The 20,228-nt window shown below is 65.2% G+C and carries 15 protein-coding genes; 8 read left to right on the top strand and 7 right to left on the bottom strand.

Going from position 1 to position 20,228, the window contains the following annotated elements:
• Positions 1 to 43 precede the first annotated feature (43 nt).
• Together AB4Y32_RS17100 and AB4Y32_RS17105 are read right to left on the bottom strand one after the other, a co-directional pair.
• The gene (locus AB4Y32_RS17100; RefSeq protein WP_368722469.1) at positions 44 to 877 is read right to left on the bottom strand and encodes a TOBE domain-containing protein; all 834 of its coding nucleotides are present in this window, start codon (positions 875 to 877) and stop codon (positions 44 to 46) included.
• A gap of 94 nt (positions 878 to 971) precedes the next feature.
• Positions 972 to 1,355 carry a tautomerase family protein gene (locus AB4Y32_RS17105; RefSeq protein ID WP_368722470.1) on the bottom strand — a complete coding sequence of 128 codons (384 nt, stop codon included), beginning with the start codon at positions 1,353 to 1,355 and terminating at the stop codon, positions 972 to 974.
• Between the two features lie 96 nt (positions 1,356 to 1,451).
• Here AB4Y32_RS17105 and AB4Y32_RS17110 point away from each other — a divergent pair, with 96 nt between their 5' ends.
• Entirely contained in the window at positions 1,452 to 2,303 is an 852-nt protein-coding gene (locus tag AB4Y32_RS17110; protein ID WP_368722471.1) for a LysR family transcriptional regulator, read from the top strand.
• Positions 2,304 to 2,644: 341 nt separating this feature from the next.
• Here the strand turns inward: AB4Y32_RS17110 and AB4Y32_RS17115 are convergent, their stop codons facing one another.
• A complete protein-coding gene (locus AB4Y32_RS17115) occupies positions 2,645 to 2,953 on the bottom strand; it encodes a hypothetical protein (RefSeq protein WP_368722472.1) in 309 nt (102 codons plus the stop codon).
• 129 nt (positions 2,954 to 3,082) lie between these two features.
• Here AB4Y32_RS17115 and AB4Y32_RS17120 point away from each other — a divergent pair, with 129 nt between their 5' ends.
• Positions 3,083 to 3,454, top strand: a complete 372-nt coding sequence (locus tag AB4Y32_RS17120; RefSeq protein WP_368722473.1) for an MbcA/ParS/Xre antitoxin family protein — start codon at positions 3,083 to 3,085, stop codon at positions 3,452 to 3,454.
• Positions 3,451 to 4,152 (top strand): RES family NAD+ phosphorylase, encoded by a 702-nt coding sequence (locus AB4Y32_RS17125; RefSeq protein WP_368722474.1) that lies wholly within the window; start codon positions 3,451 to 3,453, stop codon positions 4,150 to 4,152. Before AB4Y32_RS17120 ends, AB4Y32_RS17125 begins: the two co-directional genes overlap by 4 nt.
• A 21-nt stretch (positions 4,153 to 4,173) precedes the next feature.
• Here AB4Y32_RS17125 and AB4Y32_RS17130 read toward each other — a convergent pair whose 3' ends face one another.
• From AB4Y32_RS17130 to AB4Y32_RS17145, 4 genes are all read right to left on the bottom strand, one after another.
• Positions 4,174 to 4,911, bottom strand: coding sequence for a metallophosphoesterase (locus AB4Y32_RS17130; RefSeq protein WP_368722475.1), 738 nt, complete (start codon positions 4,909 to 4,911; stop codon positions 4,174 to 4,176).
• Between the two features lie 149 nt (positions 4,912 to 5,060).
• Positions 5,061 to 6,536, bottom strand: a complete 1,476-nt coding sequence (locus AB4Y32_RS17135; RefSeq protein WP_368722476.1) for a cytochrome c — start codon at positions 6,534 to 6,536, stop codon at positions 5,061 to 5,063.
• Positions 6,537 to 6,557: 21 nt separating this feature from the next.
• Positions 6,558 to 8,159 (bottom strand): GMC family oxidoreductase, encoded by a 1,602-nt coding sequence (locus AB4Y32_RS17140; RefSeq protein WP_368722477.1) that lies wholly within the window; start codon positions 8,157 to 8,159, stop codon positions 6,558 to 6,560.
• 153 nt (positions 8,160 to 8,312) lie between these two features.
• The gene (locus AB4Y32_RS17145; RefSeq protein ID WP_368722478.1) at positions 8,313 to 9,041 is read right to left on the bottom strand and encodes a sugar dehydrogenase complex small subunit; all 729 of its coding nucleotides are present in this window, start codon (positions 9,039 to 9,041) and stop codon (positions 8,313 to 8,315) included.
• Positions 9,042 to 9,515: 474 nt separating this feature from the next.
• Here AB4Y32_RS17145 and AB4Y32_RS17150 point away from each other — a divergent pair, with 474 nt between their 5' ends.
• The 5 genes from AB4Y32_RS17150 (at position 9,516) to AB4Y32_RS17170 (ending at position 20,140) form a co-directional block, all read left to right on the top strand.
• Positions 9,516 to 10,181 carry a DUF1345 domain-containing protein gene (locus tag AB4Y32_RS17150; protein ID WP_368722479.1) on the top strand — a complete coding sequence of 222 codons (666 nt, stop codon included), beginning with the start codon at positions 9,516 to 9,518 and terminating at the stop codon, positions 10,179 to 10,181.
• Between the two features lie 526 nt (positions 10,182 to 10,707).
• On the top strand, positions 10,708 to 14,160 hold the full coding sequence (locus tag AB4Y32_RS17155; protein ID WP_368722480.1) for a maltotransferase domain-containing protein: 3,453 nt from the start codon (positions 10,708 to 10,710) through the stop codon (positions 14,158 to 14,160).
• Positions 14,150 to 17,608 (top strand): maltose alpha-D-glucosyltransferase, encoded by a 3,459-nt coding sequence (treS, locus tag AB4Y32_RS17160; RefSeq protein WP_368722481.1) that lies wholly within the window; start codon positions 14,150 to 14,152, stop codon positions 17,606 to 17,608. The genes AB4Y32_RS17155 and treS overlap by 11 nt, the downstream gene beginning before the upstream one ends.
• Entirely contained in the window at positions 17,601 to 19,826 is a 2,226-nt protein-coding gene (gene glgB / locus AB4Y32_RS17165) for a 1,4-alpha-glucan branching protein GlgB (protein ID WP_368722482.1), read from the top strand. Before treS ends, glgB begins: the two co-directional genes overlap by 8 nt.
• Positions 19,823 to 20,140, top strand: a complete 318-nt coding sequence (locus AB4Y32_RS17170; RefSeq protein WP_368722483.1) for a hypothetical protein — start codon at positions 19,823 to 19,825, stop codon at positions 20,138 to 20,140. Before glgB ends, AB4Y32_RS17170 begins: the two co-directional genes overlap by 4 nt.
• Positions 20,141 to 20,228 lie beyond the last annotated feature (88 nt).

The raw sequence follows: 20,228 nt of genomic DNA on the forward strand, positions 1-20,228 counted from the left end.
CTGCACCGCGCCGGGCAAACGCGGCGCCATCGGCCCATCATCCCTAAGCAGTAGTCACGCCGAGAATCACGCTCGACGCCTTGAACGCGGCCACGAGCGCCTCGCCCTCGGCGATGCCCAGCTCGTCGACGCTCTCGTTCGTGACGACGGCCGTGACGACAGCGCCGCCTTCGAGCGCAAGCGACACTTCCGCGTTGATGGCCCCGCGCTGCACCGCCGACACCTTGCCGCTCAGGCGGTTGCGCGTCGACAGCCGTTGCGCCGTGCCGTCGTCGGCAGCCAGCAGCACCGACGACGCCTTCACGAGCGCCACGGCTTCCCCGCCGACCGCGAGCCCGAGCGTCTCCGTGCTTTCGTGCGTGACGATCGCGACGATGACCTGTCCGCCCGGCAGCGCAAGCGATACTTCGTCGTTGACGGTGCCGCGCCGGATCGCGCTGACCTTGCCGTACAGCTGGTTGCGCGCGCTCGTCTTCATGCCGATGCGGCCGATCAGCCGCCAGTCGTCGCTGAATCCGGCAATTGCGGCGCCGGCGCGCTCCAGAAACAACCGATGCTCGCGCTCGACCGCGTGAAACGTGTCGATCAGCGTACGTGCGCGCGGCGTGAGCGTCGTGCCGCCGCCGCCCTTGCCGCCCGTCGAGCGGATCACGAGCGTCTCGCCGGCGAGATTGTTCATTGCGTCGATGGCGTCCCACGCGGCCTTGTAGCTCATGCCGATGGCTTTCGCCGCGCCCGTGATCGAGCCCGTGTCGCCGATCGCGGCGAGCAGTGCGATGCGTTGCGCGCCGCCGAGCGTCTGTTCGCCGGAACGGAACCAGACGGAGCCGCCGAATTGCAAAGGGTCGTGGGAAGCGTCGTTTTGATCGGTCGTCATGGCTCGCGCGCGTCGGCAAATGGCGGGTAGGAGTGCAAGCCATTATAGCGACGCGCGCTTCGCCGAAAGTGCGCGAGCGGCCGTGCGAAAACGCTCAGAGCGCGTACTGCGCGATTCCGTTGCCGAACGACCAGTTCTCCTTCAGCACCTCGACGACGTTCACGAACACGTCCTCGCGACGTACGCCCGGACTTTCGGCCAGATTGTCGGCGATGCGTTTGTAGAGCGCCTTCTTCTGGTCGACGGTGCGCGTGTTGCTCGCGGCGATCTGGATCAGCACGAAGTCGTCGCTGCGCTCGATGTCGAGGTAGTTGCGCCCATAGACGAAGTTGCTCGCGTCGTGCTCGGTGATGACCATGAAGATGTCGTCTTCGGGCACATTGAAAACGTCGATCAGTGCGCGCTGGATGCCCTGCGTGAGCGCCTGACGGTAATCAGCCGGCTTGCCGGCGCGCAATGCGATTCGGGTGAGAGGCATGACGAACTCCTGAGTGAAGAGAAAGTGCATTCAGGCTAGTTCGCGCCTATCATAATGAACAGACATGCCTGCATATTTCATCCATTTACGATTGAAATGAAAGTACTCGATCTCGACGCGGTGCGCGCCTTTGTTCTCGTCGCCGATTTGCGCAGCTTCACGCGTGCCGCGGATGCGCTCGACACCACGCAATCCGCCGTCAGCCTCAAGCTGAAGCGGCTGGAAGCACATGTCGGCACGCAGTTGCTGGAGCGCACGCCGCGGGTCGTGCGTCTATCGGCGGATGGCGATGCATTCCTTGAAGGCGCGCGCGATCTGCTGACGGCGCACGACCGGGCGCTCGGCTCGCTGTCCGTGGACCGGCGGCGTCTTGCGCTGGGGTTGAGCGAGCATGTCGCGGGCATCGACCTCGCGGGGATGCTCGCGCGCGTCAATGCGCATGATCCGGGGCTCGTGCTGGAACTGCATATGGGATCGTCGGCTGCGCTGCTTCAGCAGTACGACGAGCGGCGGTTCGACGCCGTGGTCGTGCGCTCCGAGCCCGACGGCATGCCGCACGAGGATGGCCAGTTGCTCTTCACAGAGCCGCTGTCCTGGCTCGCGGCGCCCGAATGGCAGCCGCGCGCGGGTGAGCCGTTGCCGCTCGCGCTGCTTGCCGCGCCATGCAACGTGCGCTCGAGCGCGCTGCGCACGCTCGACGGCGCGGGCATCGCGTGGCGCGAAGCGTTCGTCGGCGGCGGGGTGTCTGCCGTGGGCGCGGCAGCGGCGGCGGGACTCGCCGTGTCGCCGCTCGCGAGGCGCGTCGCGCCGCGCGGTCTCGTCGATTCGGGCGCGCGGCTTGGCTTGCCGCCGTTGCCTGAATCGCGCGTGACGCTGCACTCGCGCGTGCGCGACACGCGCTCGGCCGAAACGCTGCGGATCGTGACGAACGGGCTCAACGCCCGGTGACGCTTATTTGAGGATCGGCGGAAGCTCGCGCGGCATGGCGCCGCCGTTGGCCTGAGGCGCCGGAACGTCGGCGGCTTGCGCGGACTTCGGCGTGGCCACCGCGACGGCAGGTTTTGCGTGCGCGGCCGCGGCTCGGGCTTGGGCTTGGGCTTGGGCTTGGGCTTGGGCTTGGGCTTGGGCTTGGGCTTGGGCTTGGGCTTGGGCTTGGGCTTGGGCTTGGGCTTGGGCTTGGGCTCGGGTTTGGGCTCGGGTTTGGGCTCGGGTTTGGGCTCGGGCTTGGGCCTGCGCTTGAACCCGTGCCTGGCGCGTCGCCATATGCGAACCGCTCACGTGCGCCGTTTTTACAGCAGCGACGGCCGAGCCACTGGCTTTTTTGGCGGCACTTTCGCGCCTGCCTTAGCCGCCGCAACTTTCGCGCGCGGCACAGCCGCGTGTCGATGCCCACCAGCCGCCGCGCCAGAACCAACGGGCGCGGCTTGTTTCGAATGCGTGACGTGCCTGGCGCCCGGCGCGGCCTCAGGCGGATTCCACACTTCCTTGTATTCGGCGCGCGCCGCCACGGACGCGCACAGCAAACCGACCGCCACTCCCACTCTGAATCCGAACGACACCGCCGCCTCCGCGCAAAACTCGTGGCGCGGATTATACATGCGGGCTTGCATTAATCCATATATGGACTAATATGTAGAAAAAGTTCAACTCAGGACTCCATTATGTCTTCCGCCGCCCACATCTCGAGCGCCGAACGACCGCTGCGACGACCGCCCGCCGAACCTTCGATGGCGGACATGTCCGCCGCCGGTCTGCGCGCGTTCTTCAACATCGCACGCGACTGGGAATTGAGCGCCGACGAGCAGATTATCCTGCTCGGCTCGCCCGGCCGCTCGACGTTCTTCAAGTGGAAAAACTCGCCGCAAACGGCGCGCCTCGGCCGCGACACGCTGGAACGGCTGTCGCTTCTGCTTGGCATCTACAAGTCGCTGCAAATCCTGCTGCCGCAGCCTGCCGCCGCCGATGCGTGGATCAAGCGCCCCAACAGCGCGCCGCCGTTCGGCGGCCGCCGTGCGCTCGACCGCATGCTCGCCGGCAATGTCAGCGATCTCGTCGCCGTGCGCCAGTATCTCGACGCAATGCGAGGCGGCTGGGCGTGACGGAAGCACAATGGCAAGAACGTTGGCGCGCGGCATCGCTCGCCTGGACGCCCGCGTACCGCGTGATTCCGACTCGCTTTCCCGCCGTCAATCTGTTCGACCGTGTCGCATCGCCCGAAGACTTCGAAGCGCTCTACGCGCTCGAAGCGATGACGAACGACCGCGTGCGCACTGAAGTCGGCGATCTCGATCTCGTGCCGCGCGAAGAGCGGCGCTTCGGTCCCGGCTACGGGCCGATCATGGCCGCGCTCACGCATCTGAATCCGCAGGGCAGCCGCTTTTCCGACGGCACGTATGGCGTGTTCTACTGCGCGCGCTCGCGCGAAACCGCGATCGCCGAAACGCGCTATCACTCGGGGCTCTTTCTCGCCGCGACCCAGGAGCCGCCGATGCGCCAGCAGATGCGGCTCTACACGGTGATCGCGCAAGGCGATGTCGTCGATCTGCGGGATATGGATTCAGCCGATGCATCGGTGCTGTCGCCGAACGACTATGCGCCCGGCCAGGCGCTCGGCCGCGCGATCCGCGAGGCGGGCGCGCCGGGCATCGTCTATCCGTCGGTGCGGGATGCGGAAGGCGAATGTCTCGCCGCGTTCAGAACGACGCTGCTGCGCGACTGTCATCACGCGGCGTATCTGGAATACAACTGGAACGGCAACACCGTCGACATGGTGTTCGAGCTGAGCCGGGTCGGTTGACGCATCCCGCGCAACGGCCTTCTACGGCAGCGCAAGCGCCGATGCCCCTGCCGAGCGCGCCAGATCGACCGTCACCGACCAGCGCGCCGTCGTGCGTGCCTCGACGACCGTCAGCTTGCCGCCCGGCCCGAACGCGCCCGTGTCGATGAACACCTGCGCGCCGAACTGCTGCACCTCGCGCACGGGTGTATGCCCGCAATACGTGAGCGACAGGCCGCGCTGGCTCGCCGGGTCGGACGTGCCCATCGCGAGGCTGCGACCCCACAACAGTTGCTGGCGTGTCTCGTCGGAGAAACGGTTTGCGTCGAGTTCGGCGTCGGTGCCGAGAAACTCCGCGTGCAGCACATTGAAGCGGTCGCTGCCCGAGCCGATCACGCGCACGAGCGGCAGCGCGCGCAGCCGCTGCGCATACGCGCGCAACCGCTCCATCGGCACGTGCTCACTCCACAGGCCGCCGATGCCGTACCACCATTGCTGATTCAGCCTGCCTTCAGCAACGGCGCACAGCGTGTCCTCGTGATTGCCGAGAACGACATGGAACCACGGCTTGTCGAGCAGCGTGAGCGCCTCTTCCGACTGCGCGCCGCGATCGACCAGATCGCCTACGGAGAACAGCCGGTCGCGCGACGGATCGAATTCGATTTCGCGCAGCAGAAAGCGCAGCGCGTCGACGCAGCCATGCAGATCGCCGACCACGAAATCGCGTCCGTCGCGATTGACGTCGTGATGTTGGACGGTGGTGACAAGTGTGGAATCCATGAAGCAATGATAGTGCGCGCACGCAAGCCCTGTATGCGCGGCATCCCGCGTTCGTCCGCCTGTCGTCAGGCATGACACGCGAGGGACGTCGTAGTGGGATTCGTGCGCCGCGCGCTGCGTCGCCGTCGCACTACTCGCGTTTCATGCCGTCATTGCGGCGTCGCGCGCAGCCTGCCGATCTGCTCGACGCTGACGGTCGATTGCGGATTGCCGAACCGCTTCGTCACGTAGTTCGTGATCGCGGCGATCTGCGCGTCGCTCAGATCGCGGTCGAATGCAGGCATCAGGACGTCGGCGACTCTGGTCGTGCGGCTCACGCCGTGCAGGATCACCATCGCGAGATTGTTCGCGTCGCTCGCACCCGACACCGTGTTATGGATCAGCGACGGATACGCGCCCGGCGCGCTCGCGCCGACGCCCTCGCCCGTCCAGTTGTGGCACGTCGCGCAGTTGGCGAGGAACAGTTGTGCTCCATTCACGCCATTGATCTTTGTGCCGCGCAACGCGACCACGTCGCTTGCCGGCGCGCCCCATCCGGCCCGCGTGCGCGACTCGCCCTTGTCGATCGGCTTGACGGTGCGCAGATACGTCGCGATCGAGCGCAGGTCCTCGGAATCCAGATACTGCGTGCTGTCCGCGACCACCTCGGCCATCGGCCCCGCAGCATTCGCGCGGCCGGGAGCGACGCCCGTCGACAGATAGCCGATCACGTCCTGATCCGTCCACTCGCCGATGCCACTCGTCTTGTGCGGCGTGATGTTGTACGCACGCCATCCGGCCTGAATTGCCCCTGAGAATCGTTCGCCCGTCTTGAATCCTTGCGTGAAGTTGCGTGGCGTATGACACTCCTCGCAGTGCGCGAGCCCCTGCACCAGATACGCGCCGCGATTCCATTCGGCACTTTGCTTCGGGTCGGGCACGAAGCGGCCTTCGTCGAAGTTCAGGAGGTTCCAGAAGAACATCAGCCAGCGCAGATTGAACGGAAAGCTCAGGTTGTTCGCGGGCGGCGTGTAGTGCACGGGAACCACTGTGTTCAGATATGCGCGGATCGCCTGCACGTCCAGTTCGGTGACTTTCGTGTACTCGACATACGGGAACGCCGGATAGAGCCGCTCGCCTTCCTTGCCGATGCCTTCGTGCATCGCGCGCATGAAGTCGGCGTCCGTCCAGTGGCCGATACCCGTGTCCGGATCGGGCGTGATGTTCGGCGTATAGATCGTGCCGAACGGCGTGTGGATCGCAAGGCCGCCCGCGAAAGGACGGCCCTTGTCCGACGTGTGGCACGCGATGCAGTCGCCGACGCGAGCGAGGTACTCGCCGCGCTTGACGAGATCGAAACCGGAGCCTGTAGCGTTGCCATCGGGCGCTGTGCCTGTGCTCAACGCCGCGCCTTGCGCGGCGGCCTCCGCGAGCGGCGCGTCGTCGTTGTGACGCGGGGCCGCGTCATACGCTTCGAGCCACGCGAGATACAGCGCGAACAGCGAGAACATCGCGGCGAGCGCTGCCATCTTCCAGACCCGGCGGCGGCATTTGAGCGCCACGCGCCGGCTGCCTGAGAAAACCGTCGCGTCCAGGTTGCCGGTGCGTTCGCCTGGCTTGCGCGCGCGGGACATGTGGTGGTTCATCGTGTGTCTTCGTGCGTTGGGTCAGAGTTCGCGCTTGAGCTTGTCGGCGAGCTTCAGCGAAAGCGCCGCGATCGTCAGCGTGCAGTTCACGGCGCCAGCGCCCGGCATCACGCCGCTGCCCGCGATAAAAAGGTTCTGGTGATCGTGCGTGCGGCAATCGGGATCGACGACGGAATCGGCGGCATCGCTGCCCATGATCGTCGTGCCCATGATGTGATTGTTCGGCGCGAACGTATCGTCGAACGACACCTCCGTGCCGCCGAAGAGCCCCGCGATCTGCGCATACAGTTCGTGCGTGTGCGCGGCGCTTTTCTTCACGTAGTCGTTGATCGAGTAGTAGATCTCGGGCTGTGGAATGCCGAGTGCGTCCTTGTGATCGGCGGAAGGCACGATGCGGTTGCTCGGCTCGGGCAAATGCTCGTGGAAGCTGTTGATGACGACGAGGCGCGATGCACGGTTGCGAATCTGCCGGTCGAGTTCGGCGCCCGTCAGGCCCTGTCTGAGCAGCGCCGACGTGATCGCGATCGTCGGCACGCCGTTCGACACATGCAGCTTCTTCGCCGCATAGTCCGAGCGGAACGCGCCGTCACGGAAGTTCACCACCGACGTCATCTCCATCGGCCCGCGCCCCGGCCACAGCGACTCGTTCGCAAGAAACGCGATGCCCGTGCCCGGATGGTCCATCAGATTGCGGCCGACCTGATCGGAGCTGTTGCCGACGCCGTGCTGGAATTTGTCGGAGGTCGACATCAGCATCAGCTTCGGCGTCTCGATGCCGTTCGCGGCGAGCACGAACAGCTTGCCGGTGACGCGCGTGCTGTTGCCGTTCGGGTCCTTGTAGTGGACGGCCGTGACGAGCCCTTTGTCGTCCACTTCGATACGGTAGACGACGGCTTGCGCAATCAGCTTCGCGCCCGCGCGCTCGGCCTTGTCGGCGTGCACGATGCCGTTGTACATCGCGCCGATCGGACAGATCGGCATGCAGTTGTTGTTGCCGCAGCAGGTAGGCCGCGCATCGTACGGACGGCTGTTGCGCGCGACGGGCTCGGGCACGACCTTGAAGCCGTTCGCGTTCAGCACGTCGGAGAAGCGCTGGTCCATGTACGACAGCGGCAAGCCCGCCATCGGATACGGCTTCGAGCGCGGCGAGCCGAGATCGATCGACGGGCCCGGCCCGGACACGCCCAGTTGCACTTCGGCCGCGTAGTACCACGGCTCGAGCGTTTCATACGGATACGGCCAGTCGCGGCCCACGCCATACCGCTTCTTCAGTTCGAAATCCGACGGCAGCAGACGCCACGTCGCGGCGGCCCAGTGCCACGTGGTGCCGCCCACGAGCCGCAGATACTGCGAGTTATACGGATAGTCGCCCTTCTGGATCAGATAGTCGTTGGCGGGCGAGTACTCGGGATGCGGCGCATAAGGCGTCGACGGATACGGCGTCGCGAAGTCCAGTTTCGCGGGCGAATTGCGGAAGTTCTCGACGATCTGCCCGCGCTGCAGACGCGGCCCGGCTTCGAGCAGAATCACCGACGCGCCCGCGAGCGCCATCTGATGCGCGACGAGACCGCCCGCCACGCCCGAGCCGACTACGACGACGTCGGCGGAATTTGCGTTTGCCATCCTTGCCCTCTTCTTTGCCCTCTGCGGCTGGCTCGATCCGCTGGCTTATGTGTTTTGTTCACGGGTGTGGCGACCCGTCCGGAGACCCCGCCGCGCGCATCGAAGGCGAGCGGCGGCGTGCGAGACGAACGCGTGACGCTGCATGCGCAGCGCTCACGCATTCGCGGGTTTCCGGGTCCAGTAAAACGGCACGTCGCGGCAATACGACGGAATAGTCAGGATGTCCTTCACGGGCTCGAACATCAGTGCGCTTTCGTACGCGATCACCTGGACATTCGGCGCATCGCCGACGAGCCCCAGATACCACGCTCGCGTGATCGCGCTGACGGTCTTCGCAAGATTCGGCCGTTCGGCCTGCAATGCCTGCGTGACGATGTCGGATGGCACGCCGCCGTGAGTCTGCAGCCACGCGTTGAGCGCGGCGACGTTCTGCGTGAACTGGCTGTCCGCCTTGGACAACGCTTCGTAAGCGCGCTTGCCGAGCACGGGATCGAAGCTGGTGTGCCCCGTGAGCTTGCCCGACAGGGCAATGAACGCATCGAAGCCGCCGCCCGCGGGCAGCGTATCGGCGAAGGCGGGCGAGATGCCCGCGAACTGCGAAAGGCTCTCAAGGCCCGCAATGGGACCAATGCCGCGCGCGGCGCGATGGCTCGCCGCCGTTGAAAACGCAAAGCCTGCCGCCGATGCGAGCGCACCGAGCATCCACGCGCGCCGGCGCGGCGAACGAGCGATGAAGCCGGAACCCGAAGCTGTGCCGGGACGGGAACCGCCCCGCGCGCCGTCGATGCCCGTCGCTTGCACCGCCTCGGAAGCGGCCTCATGAGCGGCCTCGCCGGCGTGCGCGGCATCCGTGCGCGCAGCGTGTCGTTCAACATCTGTCATTGGGGGCTCCAGATGATGTTTGTCGTTCGACGGGTGCGCGCCGTCCGGCTAATGGCCGAACCCTGCGAGCACGCCGTGTGTCCACCCCAATACTGGTCTTGCTGGTCTTGCGCCGCTGTCTTGCGGTCTCTAATCGTCGGGCCGTTGGGCGCGTTCGAGCGCTTCGATCGTGCAGCCATCCGCGCGGCGCCAGCGATTGCGCCGCATGCCCGGTCATTCCGGCGATGCCCGATCATGATTGACCTCGCCGGCCTGTTGCGTGGTTCGTGCTTCGTGCTTCCGTTGCGCCACGGAAAAGGCAACGCATCTCGTGAAAGCCGCATGCAAGGCCATTGAGTAAAACTGCGGGAAAACTATAACGTCCAGGCACCCTTTTCGACAAATCATGCTGCATGCAAACGTAGAATCGCCGCAACCTTCGGCATCGCTTCGCGACATGCCCTTGTCACAACATCCTGCCATGAGGGCGCGTCCATGAACGTCTTTCCCCAGGTACTACGCAACCGCCCGCGCATGATGGCGGGCGTCCTTGTCGGCGCGCTGATCGGCGTGCTGCTCGCGGGCACGCCGATGCGCCCGATGATCCGCGTGCTCGTCTCGTGGGATGTCGCCGTATGGACTTACATCGCGCTGATGTGGATCGAGATGGCCCGCGCCGATCACGATCGCGTGCGTGATATCGCGCAGCGCGAGGACGAGAACGCGACGGTCGTGCTGTTCATCATCTGTCTCGCGACGGTGGCGAGCATCGCGGCGATCGTGCTGGAGCTGGCGTCGTCGAAAGGCGGCTCCGGCTCGCCGGGGCCGGGCATCTCGCACTACGTGGTGACGGCCGTCACGCTGATCGGCGCGTGGTTCCTGATACCGACCATCTTCACGCTGCACTACGCGCGCCTGCACTTCGCGACCGACAAGCAGGAAACGGCGCTGAAATTTCCCGACCACAAGCTCGATCCGAACTACTGGGACTTCCTCTACTTCTCGTTCACGATCGCGGTCGCCTCGCAGACATCGGACGTCGTGCTGCGCTCGCGAGAAATACGCCGCGCGGCGCTCGCGCAATCGGTGCTGTCGTTCTACTTCAACGTGGCCGTGCTCGGGCTGTGCATCAACATGGCGGCGGGGCTGCTCGGCTCGTAGCCGAACGTTTGCGGCAGGCGGCGCCAGGCGCTTCGCGCCGCACCGGCCCGCTGCGCATTTGCACGTTCGCACGCCGCGCGACGCCGTAACAACCCGCCATGTAACAGCCGCCGCACGACACGCCCGATTTACACGTCGCCCTCAAGCCTCGCATCGCGATTCCTATGAACGGCGATGCGAGCGCGCTGTTTCATCGCGCCGTATGCGAGCGCGCCAGCCTTCGTCCGCGCTCACATCGCCTTGCCTGTCTTGTCCGCACTGCATCGCCTTCTGGCATAGCGCTTGCTCCTTTACCGCCTGCCGACGGGTGCCGGACGGGCGACATGGCGCACGTCCTGTTCAGATCGGCCAGTCCGAATCAGACGCTTTGAACTGGCGCGCGGCATTTCGATCAATGCACTACATTGAGCAATACGCGCCGTCGCAGGACGCATCGCGCGGCATCCGGCTCTGAAGCCTAATAGGCGGTCGTGATCGTACGAATGTGCATCCACGCCGCAAAGCAGGACGAATCTGGAAACGACCGATGGAAGCTCCTCACGCTTATGCGCCGCGGATCTACTTTGTTCATTCCCCCCTCGTCGGACGGCTGGATGCGTGGCCCGCGCAGTTCGAACATGCCGCCGCGCTCGGTTTCGATCATGTACTGATCGGCGGGCTGTTTCAGCCGGGACAGGCGGGACACGCGCAGATCGTCAGCGATCACGCGCGGCTGCACCCTGCGTTCGCCACCGATCAATCCGCGCCCGACGTGCTGCACCGTCTCGCCGAGTCCGCGAGCCAGCATGGGCTGACCCTGCTCGTCGATCTCGTGATCGATCGCGCGGCCGCCGACGGCCAGCTCTTCCACCAGCATCGCGACTGGTTTCATCCGTTCGAGCCGGAGGAAGCGCGGCTCGATCCGCGTCACGCGCGCCACGAAGACAACGTCGCGTATGCGAACCTCAGCAACGACCAGGCCGCCGCGCCGCTGATCGACTGGTGGGCGCATACGCTCGATGCGCTCGCGGAAACGGGCATCGGCGGCTTCCGTTTCGATTCGCCGCATCGCGTGCCCGCGTTCGCATGGCGGCGTCTCGAAGATGCCGTGCGCTCGTCGCAACATCCGTCGACCCGCTTTCTCGCCGCGACGCCCGGGCTCGTGCGCGCGGACATCGCGGCGCTCGAAGGCGTGGGCTTCGATGCCGTGTTCACGTCGTCGCGCTGGTGGGACTTTCGCGCGCCATGGCTCTTCGACGAGCACGCGGTGCTGATGCGCGTCGGCTCGCCCGTCGCCTTTCCCGAAGCGCCATACGGCACGCGGCTCGCCGCCGATCTTTCGCACGTGCACGATTCGGCCATCGTCGAGCGCGCGTACCGGCGTGCGCTGCTGATGGCGGCATCGACGGGCACCGGCTGGCTGATGCCGATGGGCTTCGAGTACGGCATCGCGGAGCCGATCTCGCACACGCTCGGCAACGCCGACGAGTATGCGAGCAAGCGCGGCGCGGCGCGCTTCGATCTCTCGGAGCGCGTGCGCCACGCGAACGCCGTTTCCCGCGACACGTGGGCGCTGCAGACAAACGGCGAGCTGTGCTCGCTGTCGAGCCCCGATACGCACGCGACAATCCTGATGCGCGGCGATCAGCGCGATCTGCGCAACGCGGGCGAAGCCGTGCTGATCGCGATCAATCCCGAACTCGGCATGCCCGTGCATGTCGATCCCGCGCGCTTTCTCGACGGCGTGCCCGGCAGCTTCACGCGCTTCGTGTCGCTCGGCACGGAGACGCGCAGCGCGCCGCAGCCGCTTGGCTCCTTCACGCTCGCGCCGGGCGCCTGCCGGCTGTTTCGCGGCGTCGCCGAAAAGCCCGTGCTGCTCGCGCCGCCCATCGACAAGAAGCACGACGACAAGACTTCGGGACACAAGAGCGTGCTGGACGCGATCGCGACATCGCGCGTGGCGATCGAAAGCGTGTCGCCCGCCGTCGATCATGGGCGCTTCCCTGCGAAGCGGATCGTCGGCGAGCGTGTGCCCGTTACGGCGGCCGTGTTCGCGGAAGGCCACGACAAGATCGCGGCCGCCGTCATCTGGCGCGCCGCCGACGAAACGGCATGGCACGAAGTGTCGATGACGCCCGCGCAGCCCGCCGGCAACGACATCTGGGAAGCGCGCGTTCCGCTCGAACGCATCGGGCGGCACGAGTTCACGGTGATAGCGTGGCGCGACGATTTCGCGTCGCTCGTCGATCACATGCAGAAGAAGCTGAAGGCCGATCAACCCGTCGATCTCGAACTCGAAGAGGCGAAGCATCTGTTCGCGCTCGCATTGGCCGAAGCCGAAACGGCCGAGGGCTCGCAGCCGAAGCAGCTTGAAGCGATCACCAAGGAATTCATGAAGGCCGACACGGGCGAGCGGCTCACGATCGTGCTCGCGCCGGCGACGGCGCAAGCGTTCGCCGCCGCGCGTCACCGGCCGGGCCTGTCGCGCGATGCCATCGTGTATCGGATCGACGCCGAACGCGCCCAGGCGCGCTTTGGCAGCTGGTATGAGATCTTCCCGCGCTCGATGAGCGACGACCAGCATCGTCACGGCACGTTCGACGATGTGATCGCGAAGCTGCCGCGCATCCGCGACATGGGCTTCGACGTGCTCTACTTTCCGCCGATCCATCCTATCGGCCTCGCCAATCGCAAAGGCCGCAACAACACGCTGACGGCGAACGCCGACGACGTCGGCAGCCCGTATGCGATCGGCGGCGAAACGGGCGGCCACGATGCCGTGCATCCACAACTCGGCACGCTCGACGACTTCAAGCGGATGCTCGCCGCCGCACACGACGAGGGCCTTGAAATCGCGCTCGATTTCGCGATTCAATGCTCGCCCGATCACCCGTGGCTGAAGCAGCATCCGACATGGTTCGCATGGCGTCCCGACGGCACGCTGCGTTACGCGGAAAATCCGCCGAAGAAGTATCAGGACATCGTGAACCCGGACTTCTACGCGCGCGACGCAAAGCCCGATTTGTGGATCGCGTTGCGCGACGTGATCCTGTTCTGGGTCGATGCGGGCGTGCGCATTTTCCGCGTCGACAATCCGCACACGAAGCCGTTCCCGTTCTGGGAGTGGATGATCAACGACGTGTGCTCGCGTCACCCGGACGTGATCTTTCTGTCGGAAGCGTTCACGCGCCCGCGCGTGATGGCGCGGCTCGCGAAGCTCGGCTTCTCGCAGTCGTACACGTACTTCACGTGGCGCGAGTCGAAGCGCGATTTCACCGAGTATCTGACGGAACTCACGCAGACCAATCTGCGCGAATTCTTCCGGCCGAACTTCTTCGTCAACACGCCGGACATCAACCCGCGCCATCTGCAAGCGCAGGGACGTCCGGGCTTTCTGATCCGCGCCGCGCTCGCGACGATGCTCTCGGGACTCTGGGGAGTCTACAGCGGCTTCGAACTGTGCGAAGCGGCCGCGCTGCCGAACAGCGAAGAGTATCTGGATTCGGAGAAGTATCAGATCCGCGCGTGGGACTGGAATCGGCCCGGCAATATCGTCGGCGAGATCACGGAGCTGAATCGTATCCGCCGCACGAATCCGGCGCTGCACACGCATCTGAATCTCACGTTCCTGCCCGCGCACAACGATCACATCCTGTTCTTCGAAAAAGCCACCGAGGCGCGCGACAACGTGATCGTCGTCGCGATCAATCTCGATCCGTACAACGAACAGGGCGCCGATATCGAACTGTCGTGGACGACGTTCAACCGCTGGGGCCTGCACGATCACGCAGCCATCGACGTGATCGACCAGATGACGGGCGAGCGGTTTCAATGGCATGGCAGATGGCAACACGTGCGGCTCAATCCCGGCTTGCGGCCTTTCTCGATCTGGCGCATTGCGCCGGCGGGCGGCCTGCCGCGCGACGAGGTTCCCGAAGACACGGAACCGACAGCCAACGACATACTGATCAACGAATTGCAGGTGCGATATGAAACGTGACGATCCCGCGGAAAGCACGTCGCAAGCGCATATCACCGATACGACGGCCGCTGTGCCCGAGAAACCTCGCAGGGCGCGCCGCGGCAAGGTCTCGATGCTTGCCGACGATCCGCTCTGGTACAAGGACGCGATCATCTACCAGGTGCACATCAAGTCGTTCTTCGATGCGAACAACGACGGCGTGGGCGATTTCCCAGGCCTGATCGCGAAGCTCGACTACATCGCGGAACTGGGCGTGAGCGCGATCTGGCTGCTGCCGTTCTATCCGTCGCCGCGCCGCGACGACGGCTACGACATCGCCGACTACAGGAGCGTGCATTCCGATTACGGCTCGATCGGCGACGTCAAGCGCTTCATTCAGGAAGCGCACGCGCGCGGCCTGCGCGTGATCACCGAGCTCGTCATCAATCACACGTCAGACCAGCACCCGTGGTTCCAGCGCGCGCGCCGCGCGAAGGCCGGCTCGAATCATCGCAACTACTACGTGTGGTCCGACACGGACAAGAAGTACGAAGAGACGCGCATCATCTTCATCGACGCGGAGCCGTCGAACTGGACGCACGACCCTGTCGCGGGCCAGTACTACTGGCATCGCTTCTATTCGCACCAGCCCGACCTGAACTTCGACAACCCCGCCGTGATGCGCGAAGTGCTGCAGGTGATGCGCTTCTGGCTCGACATGGGCATCGACGGTCTGCGGCTGGACGCCGTGCCGTATCTCGTCGAACGCGAGGGCACGAACAACGAGAACCTGCCGGAAACGCACGCGGTGCTTAAAAAGATCCGCGCGACCATCGACGCCGAGTACCCGAACCGGATGCTGCTCGCCGAAGCGAACCAGTGGCCGGAAGACGTGCAGGAATACTTCGGCAATGAAGACGAATGCCATATGGCGTTCCACTTCCCGCTGATGCCGCGCATCTACATGTCGATCGCGAGCGAGGACCGCTTCCCGATCACCGACATCATGAAGCAGACGCCGGATCTCGCCGAAACGAACCAGTGGGCGATCTTCCTGCGCAATCACGATGAACTCACGCTCGAAATGGTCACGGACTCCGAGCGCGACTACTTGTGGAACACCTATGCGAGCGACCGGCGCGCGCGGCTGAACCTCGGCATCCGCCGCCGGCTCGCGCCGCTGATGGAGCGCGACCGCCGGCGCATCGAGCTGATCAACTCGCTCTTGCTGTCGATGCCTGGCACGCCCGTCATCTATTACGGCGACGAACTCGGCATGGGCGACAACATCCACCTCGGCGACCGCGACGGCGTGCGCACGCCGATGCAGTGGTCGTCCGACAGAAACGGCGGCTTCTCGCGCGCCGATCCCGAACAGCTCGTGCTGCCGCCCGTGATGGGCGCGCTGTACGGCTTCGATGCCGTCAACGTCGAAGCGCAGAGCCGCGATCCGCATTCGCTGCTCAACTGGACGCGCCGCATGCTTTCGACGCGCCGCTCGAATCACACTTTCGGGCGCGGCACGATCCGCTTCCTGAAGCCGAGCAACCGCAAGATTCTCGCGTATCTGCGCGAGCTGCCCGGCGAGCCGCCCATTCTGTGCGTCGCGAACCTGTCGCGCGCGCCACAGGCCGTCGAACTGGATCTGTCCGAATTCAACGGCGCGGTGCCGATCGAAATGACGGCCGACTCCGTGTTCCCCGCAATCGGCCAGCTGACCTATCTGCTGACGTTCCCGCCGTACGGCTTTCTGTGGTTCCTTCTTTGTGCGGACGGAGGCCGTCCGACATGGAGCCAGGCGCCCTCTGAACCGTTGCCCGACTTCGTGACCATCGTGATCCGCGAAGGGCAAACGGGCCCGACGCCCGAGAACGTGCGGCTGCTCGAATCGGAAGTACTGCCGTCGTGGCTGGGACGGCGGCGCTGGTTTGCATCGAAGGATCAGAAGATGCACGCGGTGCGGCTCGCCGCGCTCACGACGATTCCCGAAGCGGGCTTTGTGTTCACCGAAATCGAAGCGGATGTCGGCAAGCACACCGAGCGTTATGTGCTGCCGATCGCCATCACGTGGGGCGCCGACACGACGACGCCGCTCTTCATGCAACTCGCGCTCGCGCGCGTGCGGCGCGGCCGCACGGTCGGCCATCTGACGGATGCTTTCGCGCTGCCGCAATTCGCGTACGGCGTGCTGCGCAAGATGCGCGAGCGCGCCGCCGTGCCGACCGTGCAGAAGAGCACGATCCACTTCGTGCCGACCGACCGTTTCGCGGAACTCGATCTCGGCGACCAGCCCGAAATCCGCTGGCTCGCGGCCGAACAGAGCAACAGCTCGCTCGTGATCGCCGACAAGATCGTGCTCAAGCTCGTGCGACGTCTGCTGAAGGGCACGCATCCCGAAGCGGAGATGAGCCGCTACCTGACGCAGCTCGGCTATGCGAACACCGCGCCGCTGTATGGCGAAGTCGTGCGCATCGATCCCGAGGACGTGCCGCATACGCTGTGCATCCTGCAAGGCTTCGTCGACAACCAGGGCGATGCATGGAACTGGGCGCTCGACACGCTGCGCCGTTCCGTCGACGAGCTCGCGCTCGCCGTCGAGAGCGGCGATCCGAATCAGGCGAGCCAGGACCGCGTGAACGAGGAAGAGGCGATCGAAGGCTACGCTTCGTATATGGGCATCATCGGCAAGCGCCTGGGCGAGCTGCACGTCGCGCTCGCGACGCCTTCCGACAACCCTGCGTTCGCGCCCGAGCCCGCCGACGCGGGGCACGTGCAGGCATGGATCGACGGCACGCAGACGATGCTTGCTGCGGCGCTCGAACTGCTCGAGAAAAACGTGGACCATCTGACGGAAGACGGCGCGCTGCTCGGGCGCAGCATTCTCGATCGCAAGGACAAGCTGGTCGAAGCCGTCTCGAACCTCGTGACGCCGGACGCGCATGCGCTGCGCACGCGCATTCACGGCGACTTCCATCTGGGCCAGGTGCTCGTGTCGCAAGGCGACGCGTTCCTGATCGACTTCGAGGGCGAGCCCGCGCGCGAACTCGAAGAACGCCGTGCGAAGTCGAGCCCGTTACGCGACGTGGCTGGCCTGTTGCGTTCGCTGTCATATGCGAGCGCCGCCGCGCAATCGTCGACGGAAGCCGCGCCGCAGATGACGGCCGATCGCAAGCGCGCCCTCTTCGACCGCTTCCGCCAGGCCGCCGCCGAAGCGTTCCTCGACGAGTATCGTGCCGCGACGGAAGCCGCGTCGCAGCCGCTCGTCGCGCCGGAGCACGAACAGGCGCTGCTCGACCTGTTCCTGATCGAGAAGGCCGCCTACGAAATCCGCTATGAAGCAGCCAACCGGCCCGCATGGCTCAGCTTGCCGGTGCGCGGGCTCGCCGCGCTGACGAGCCGCCTGCTCGGCGACACGGGCGCGCCGCCGGAGCCGCCCGCCGACGACGCATCCACGCCTCCCGCCGCATCGGAGGGTGACTATGAATGAGCAACACGACGTTCAGCTTGAAGCGGCTGGTCTGCATCGCGTGGACCTGGATGCGCTCGTCGATGCGCGCCATCACGATCCGTTCTCGCAACTCGGCATGCATCACACGAGCGGCCGTCCCGTCGTGCGAGTGATGCAGCCGAACGCGGCACGCGTGTCGGTGATCGCGCGCGATGACGGCAGACTGCTCGGCGAACTGGAGCCGCTGCATCCGGGCGGCCTGTTCGCGGGTCCCGTCAGCGAGGCCGTGCCGTATCGCTTGCGGATCGACTGGCATGGTCCCGTTCAGGAAATCGAGGACACGTATTCGTTCGGCCCCGTGCTCGGCGACGAGCCATTGCAGCGCGTCGCGTGGGGCGATCCGTATGCGGTGCTCGAATGTCTCGGCTCGCGGCCCTGGACGATGGACGGCGTGCCGGGCGTGCGCTTTGCCGTGTGGGCGCCGAATGCGCGGCGCGTCTCCGTGGTGGGCGATTTCAACTCGTGGGACGGCCGCCGGCATCCGATGCGGATGCGTCATCAGGCGGGCGTGTGGGAGCTGTTCGTGCCGCGTATTGGCGCGGGCACGCGCTACAAGTACGAGATGCTGACGCGCGACGGCCATCCGTTGCCGCTGAAGGCCGACCCTTGCGCGATGCAGACTGAGAAGCCGCCCGCGACGGCCTCCCTGGTTGCGCATGTCGATGAAGTCGAGCGCTTTGCGTGGACGGACGGCGACTGGATGCGGACGCGCGCGGCGAAGCAGACGGTGCAATCCGCGATCTCGGTCTACGAGGTGCATGCGGAGTCGTGGCTGCGTATCGCCGAGGAAGGGCATCGCGGGCTCGACTGGTCAGAACTTGCAGACCGCCTGATTCCGTACGCGAAGGAAATGGGCTTCACGCATATCGAGTTCATGCCGGTTGCCGAGCATCCGTTCGGCGGATCATGGGGCTATCAGCCGTTGTCGCAATTCGCGCCGTCGGCGCGCTTCGGCACGCCGGAGCAGTTCGCGGGCTTCGTGAACCGCGCGCACGAGGCGGGGCTCGGCGTGATACTCGACTGGGTGCCCGCGCACTTTCCAAATGATTCGCATGGGCTCGTGCAATTCGACGGCACCCCGCTCTACGAGCACGCCGATCCGCGCGAGGGCTATCACCAGGACTGGAACACAATGATCTACAACCTCGGACGCAACGAGGTGAGCGCGTTCCTGATCGCATCGGCGCTTGCGTGGCTCAAGCGTTATCACGTCGACGGATTGCGCGTCGACGCCGTGGCGTCGATGCTGTATCGCGACTACTCGCGCGCAGCGGGCGAATGGGTGCCGAACATCTATGGCGGCCGCGAGAACCTCGAAGCGATCGCGTTCCTGAAGCGGCTGAATCATGAAGTGCAGCATATGCCGGACGTGCATGGCGCGATCACGATTGCGGAAGAGTCGACGGCATGGCCTGGCGTGACGGCGCGCACGGAGGACGGCGGGCTCGGCTTCCAGTTCAAGTGGAACATGGGATGGATGCACGACACGCTGCACTACATGCACGAGGACCCGATCCACCGCCGGTGGCATCACCACAACATGACGTTCGCGATGGTGTATGCGTACTCCGAGAAGTTCGTGCTGCCGCTCTCGCATGACGAGGTCGTGCATGGCAAGGGATCGCTGCTCGGCAAGATGCCCGGCGACCGCTGGCAGAAGTTTGCGAACCTGCGTGCGTACTTCGCGTTCATGTGGACGCATCCGGGCAAGAAGCTGATGTTCATGGGCGGCGAGTTCGGGCAGATGGCCGAATTCGATCACGACGGCTCGCCGCATTGGCATCTGCTCGACGATGACATGCATCACGGCGTGCAGAGGCTGGTGCGCGATCTGAACCGGCTGTATCGCGAGGAGCCTGCGTTGCATCGGCTCGATTCGGAGCCTGGCGGGTTCGAGTGGATCGTCGGCGACGACACCGAGAACTCTGTGTTTGCGTGGCGGCGCGTGGATGGCGCGGGGCGCGAGCTCATTACCGTTTGCAACTTCACGCCGGTGCCGAGGCAGGGATATCGGGTCGGCATGTCACGTCCGGGGCGTTGGGTCGAAGTCGTGAATACCGATGCGGGTGTTTATGGTGGGTCGAATGTGGGGAATGCCGGGGTGATCTATACGGAAGAGGTGGCGGCGCATGGGCGGCCGCAGTCGGCTTCATTGATCTTGCCGCCGTTGGGGACGGTAGTACTCCGGGCAGATTGAGGTTTGTTGTTGCCCTTGTCGCGGGCGTCTGCGATTTTGTTCTGGTTTTTATGGCTTGCCGCCGGCGATGCGGTTTCGTTTTGATTTTTTATGGCTTGCCGCCGGCATCCGCGATGCGGTTTTGTTTTGATTTTTTATGGCTTGCCGCCGGCATCCGCGATGCGGTTTTGTTCTGGTTTTTATGGCTTGCCGCCAGCATCCGCGATGCGCCTCGCGGCGCGGGCGCTGCCCCTGTGCGGGGCGGCACCTACTTTTCTTTGCCGCCGCAAAGAAAAGTAGGCAAAAGAAAGCGGGCTAACACCGCCAGTGCTTGACCTTTACCCACGGGCTCTCAACGTCCCCGTGTTTCATACGACAGTGTGCTCGCTAATGTTCGTCGCCAACGCTCTGGCTAAACGCCTC

Source organism: Paraburkholderia phymatum, assembly GCF_040965635.1.
Lineage (GTDB): Bacteria > Pseudomonadota > Gammaproteobacteria > Burkholderiales > Burkholderiaceae > Paraburkholderia > Paraburkholderia phymatum_B.

Bases quoted from the DNA above. Each gene is read 5' to 3' on its own strand.
- AB4Y32_RS17135 (WP_368722476.1), bottom strand. From the start codon at position 6,536: ATGAACCACCACATGTCCCGCGCGCGCAAGCCAGGCGAACGCACCGGC.
- AB4Y32_RS17150 (WP_368722479.1), top strand. From the start codon at position 9,516: ATGAACGTCTTTCCCCAGGTACTACGCAACCGCCCGCGCATGATGGCG.
- AB4Y32_RS17155 (WP_368722480.1), top strand. From the start codon at position 10,708: ATGGAAGCTCCTCACGCTTATGCGCCGCGGATCTACTTTGTTCATTCC.
- AB4Y32_RS17120 (WP_368722473.1), top strand. From the start codon at position 3,083: ATGGCGGACATGTCCGCCGCCGGTCTGCGCGCGTTCTTCAACATCGCA.
- AB4Y32_RS17110 (WP_368722471.1), top strand. From the start codon at position 1,452: ATGAAAGTACTCGATCTCGACGCGGTGCGCGCCTTTGTTCTCGTCGCC.
- AB4Y32_RS17105 (WP_368722470.1), bottom strand. From the start codon at position 1,355: ATGCCTCTCACCCGAATCGCATTGCGCGCCGGCAAGCCGGCTGATTAC.
- AB4Y32_RS17145 (WP_368722478.1), bottom strand. From the start codon at position 9,041: ATGACAGATGTTGAACGACACGCTGCGCGCACGGATGCCGCGCACGCC.
- AB4Y32_RS17100 (WP_368722469.1), bottom strand. From the start codon at position 877: ATGACGACCGATCAAAACGACGCTTCCCACGACCCTTTGCAATTCGGC.
- treS (WP_368722481.1), top strand. From the start codon at position 14,150: ATGAAACGTGACGATCCCGCGGAAAGCACGTCGCAAGCGCATATCACC.
- glgB (WP_368722482.1), top strand. From the start codon at position 17,601: ATGAATGAGCAACACGACGTTCAGCTTGAAGCGGCTGGTCTGCATCGC.
- AB4Y32_RS17130 (WP_368722475.1), bottom strand. From the start codon at position 4,911: ATGGATTCCACACTTGTCACCACCGTCCAACATCACGACGTCAATCGC.
- AB4Y32_RS17115 (WP_368722472.1), bottom strand. From the start codon at position 2,953: ATGTATAATCCGCGCCACGAGTTTTGCGCGGAGGCGGCGGTGTCGTTC.
- AB4Y32_RS17140 (WP_368722477.1), bottom strand. From the start codon at position 8,159: ATGGCAAACGCAAATTCCGCCGACGTCGTCGTAGTCGGCTCGGGCGTG.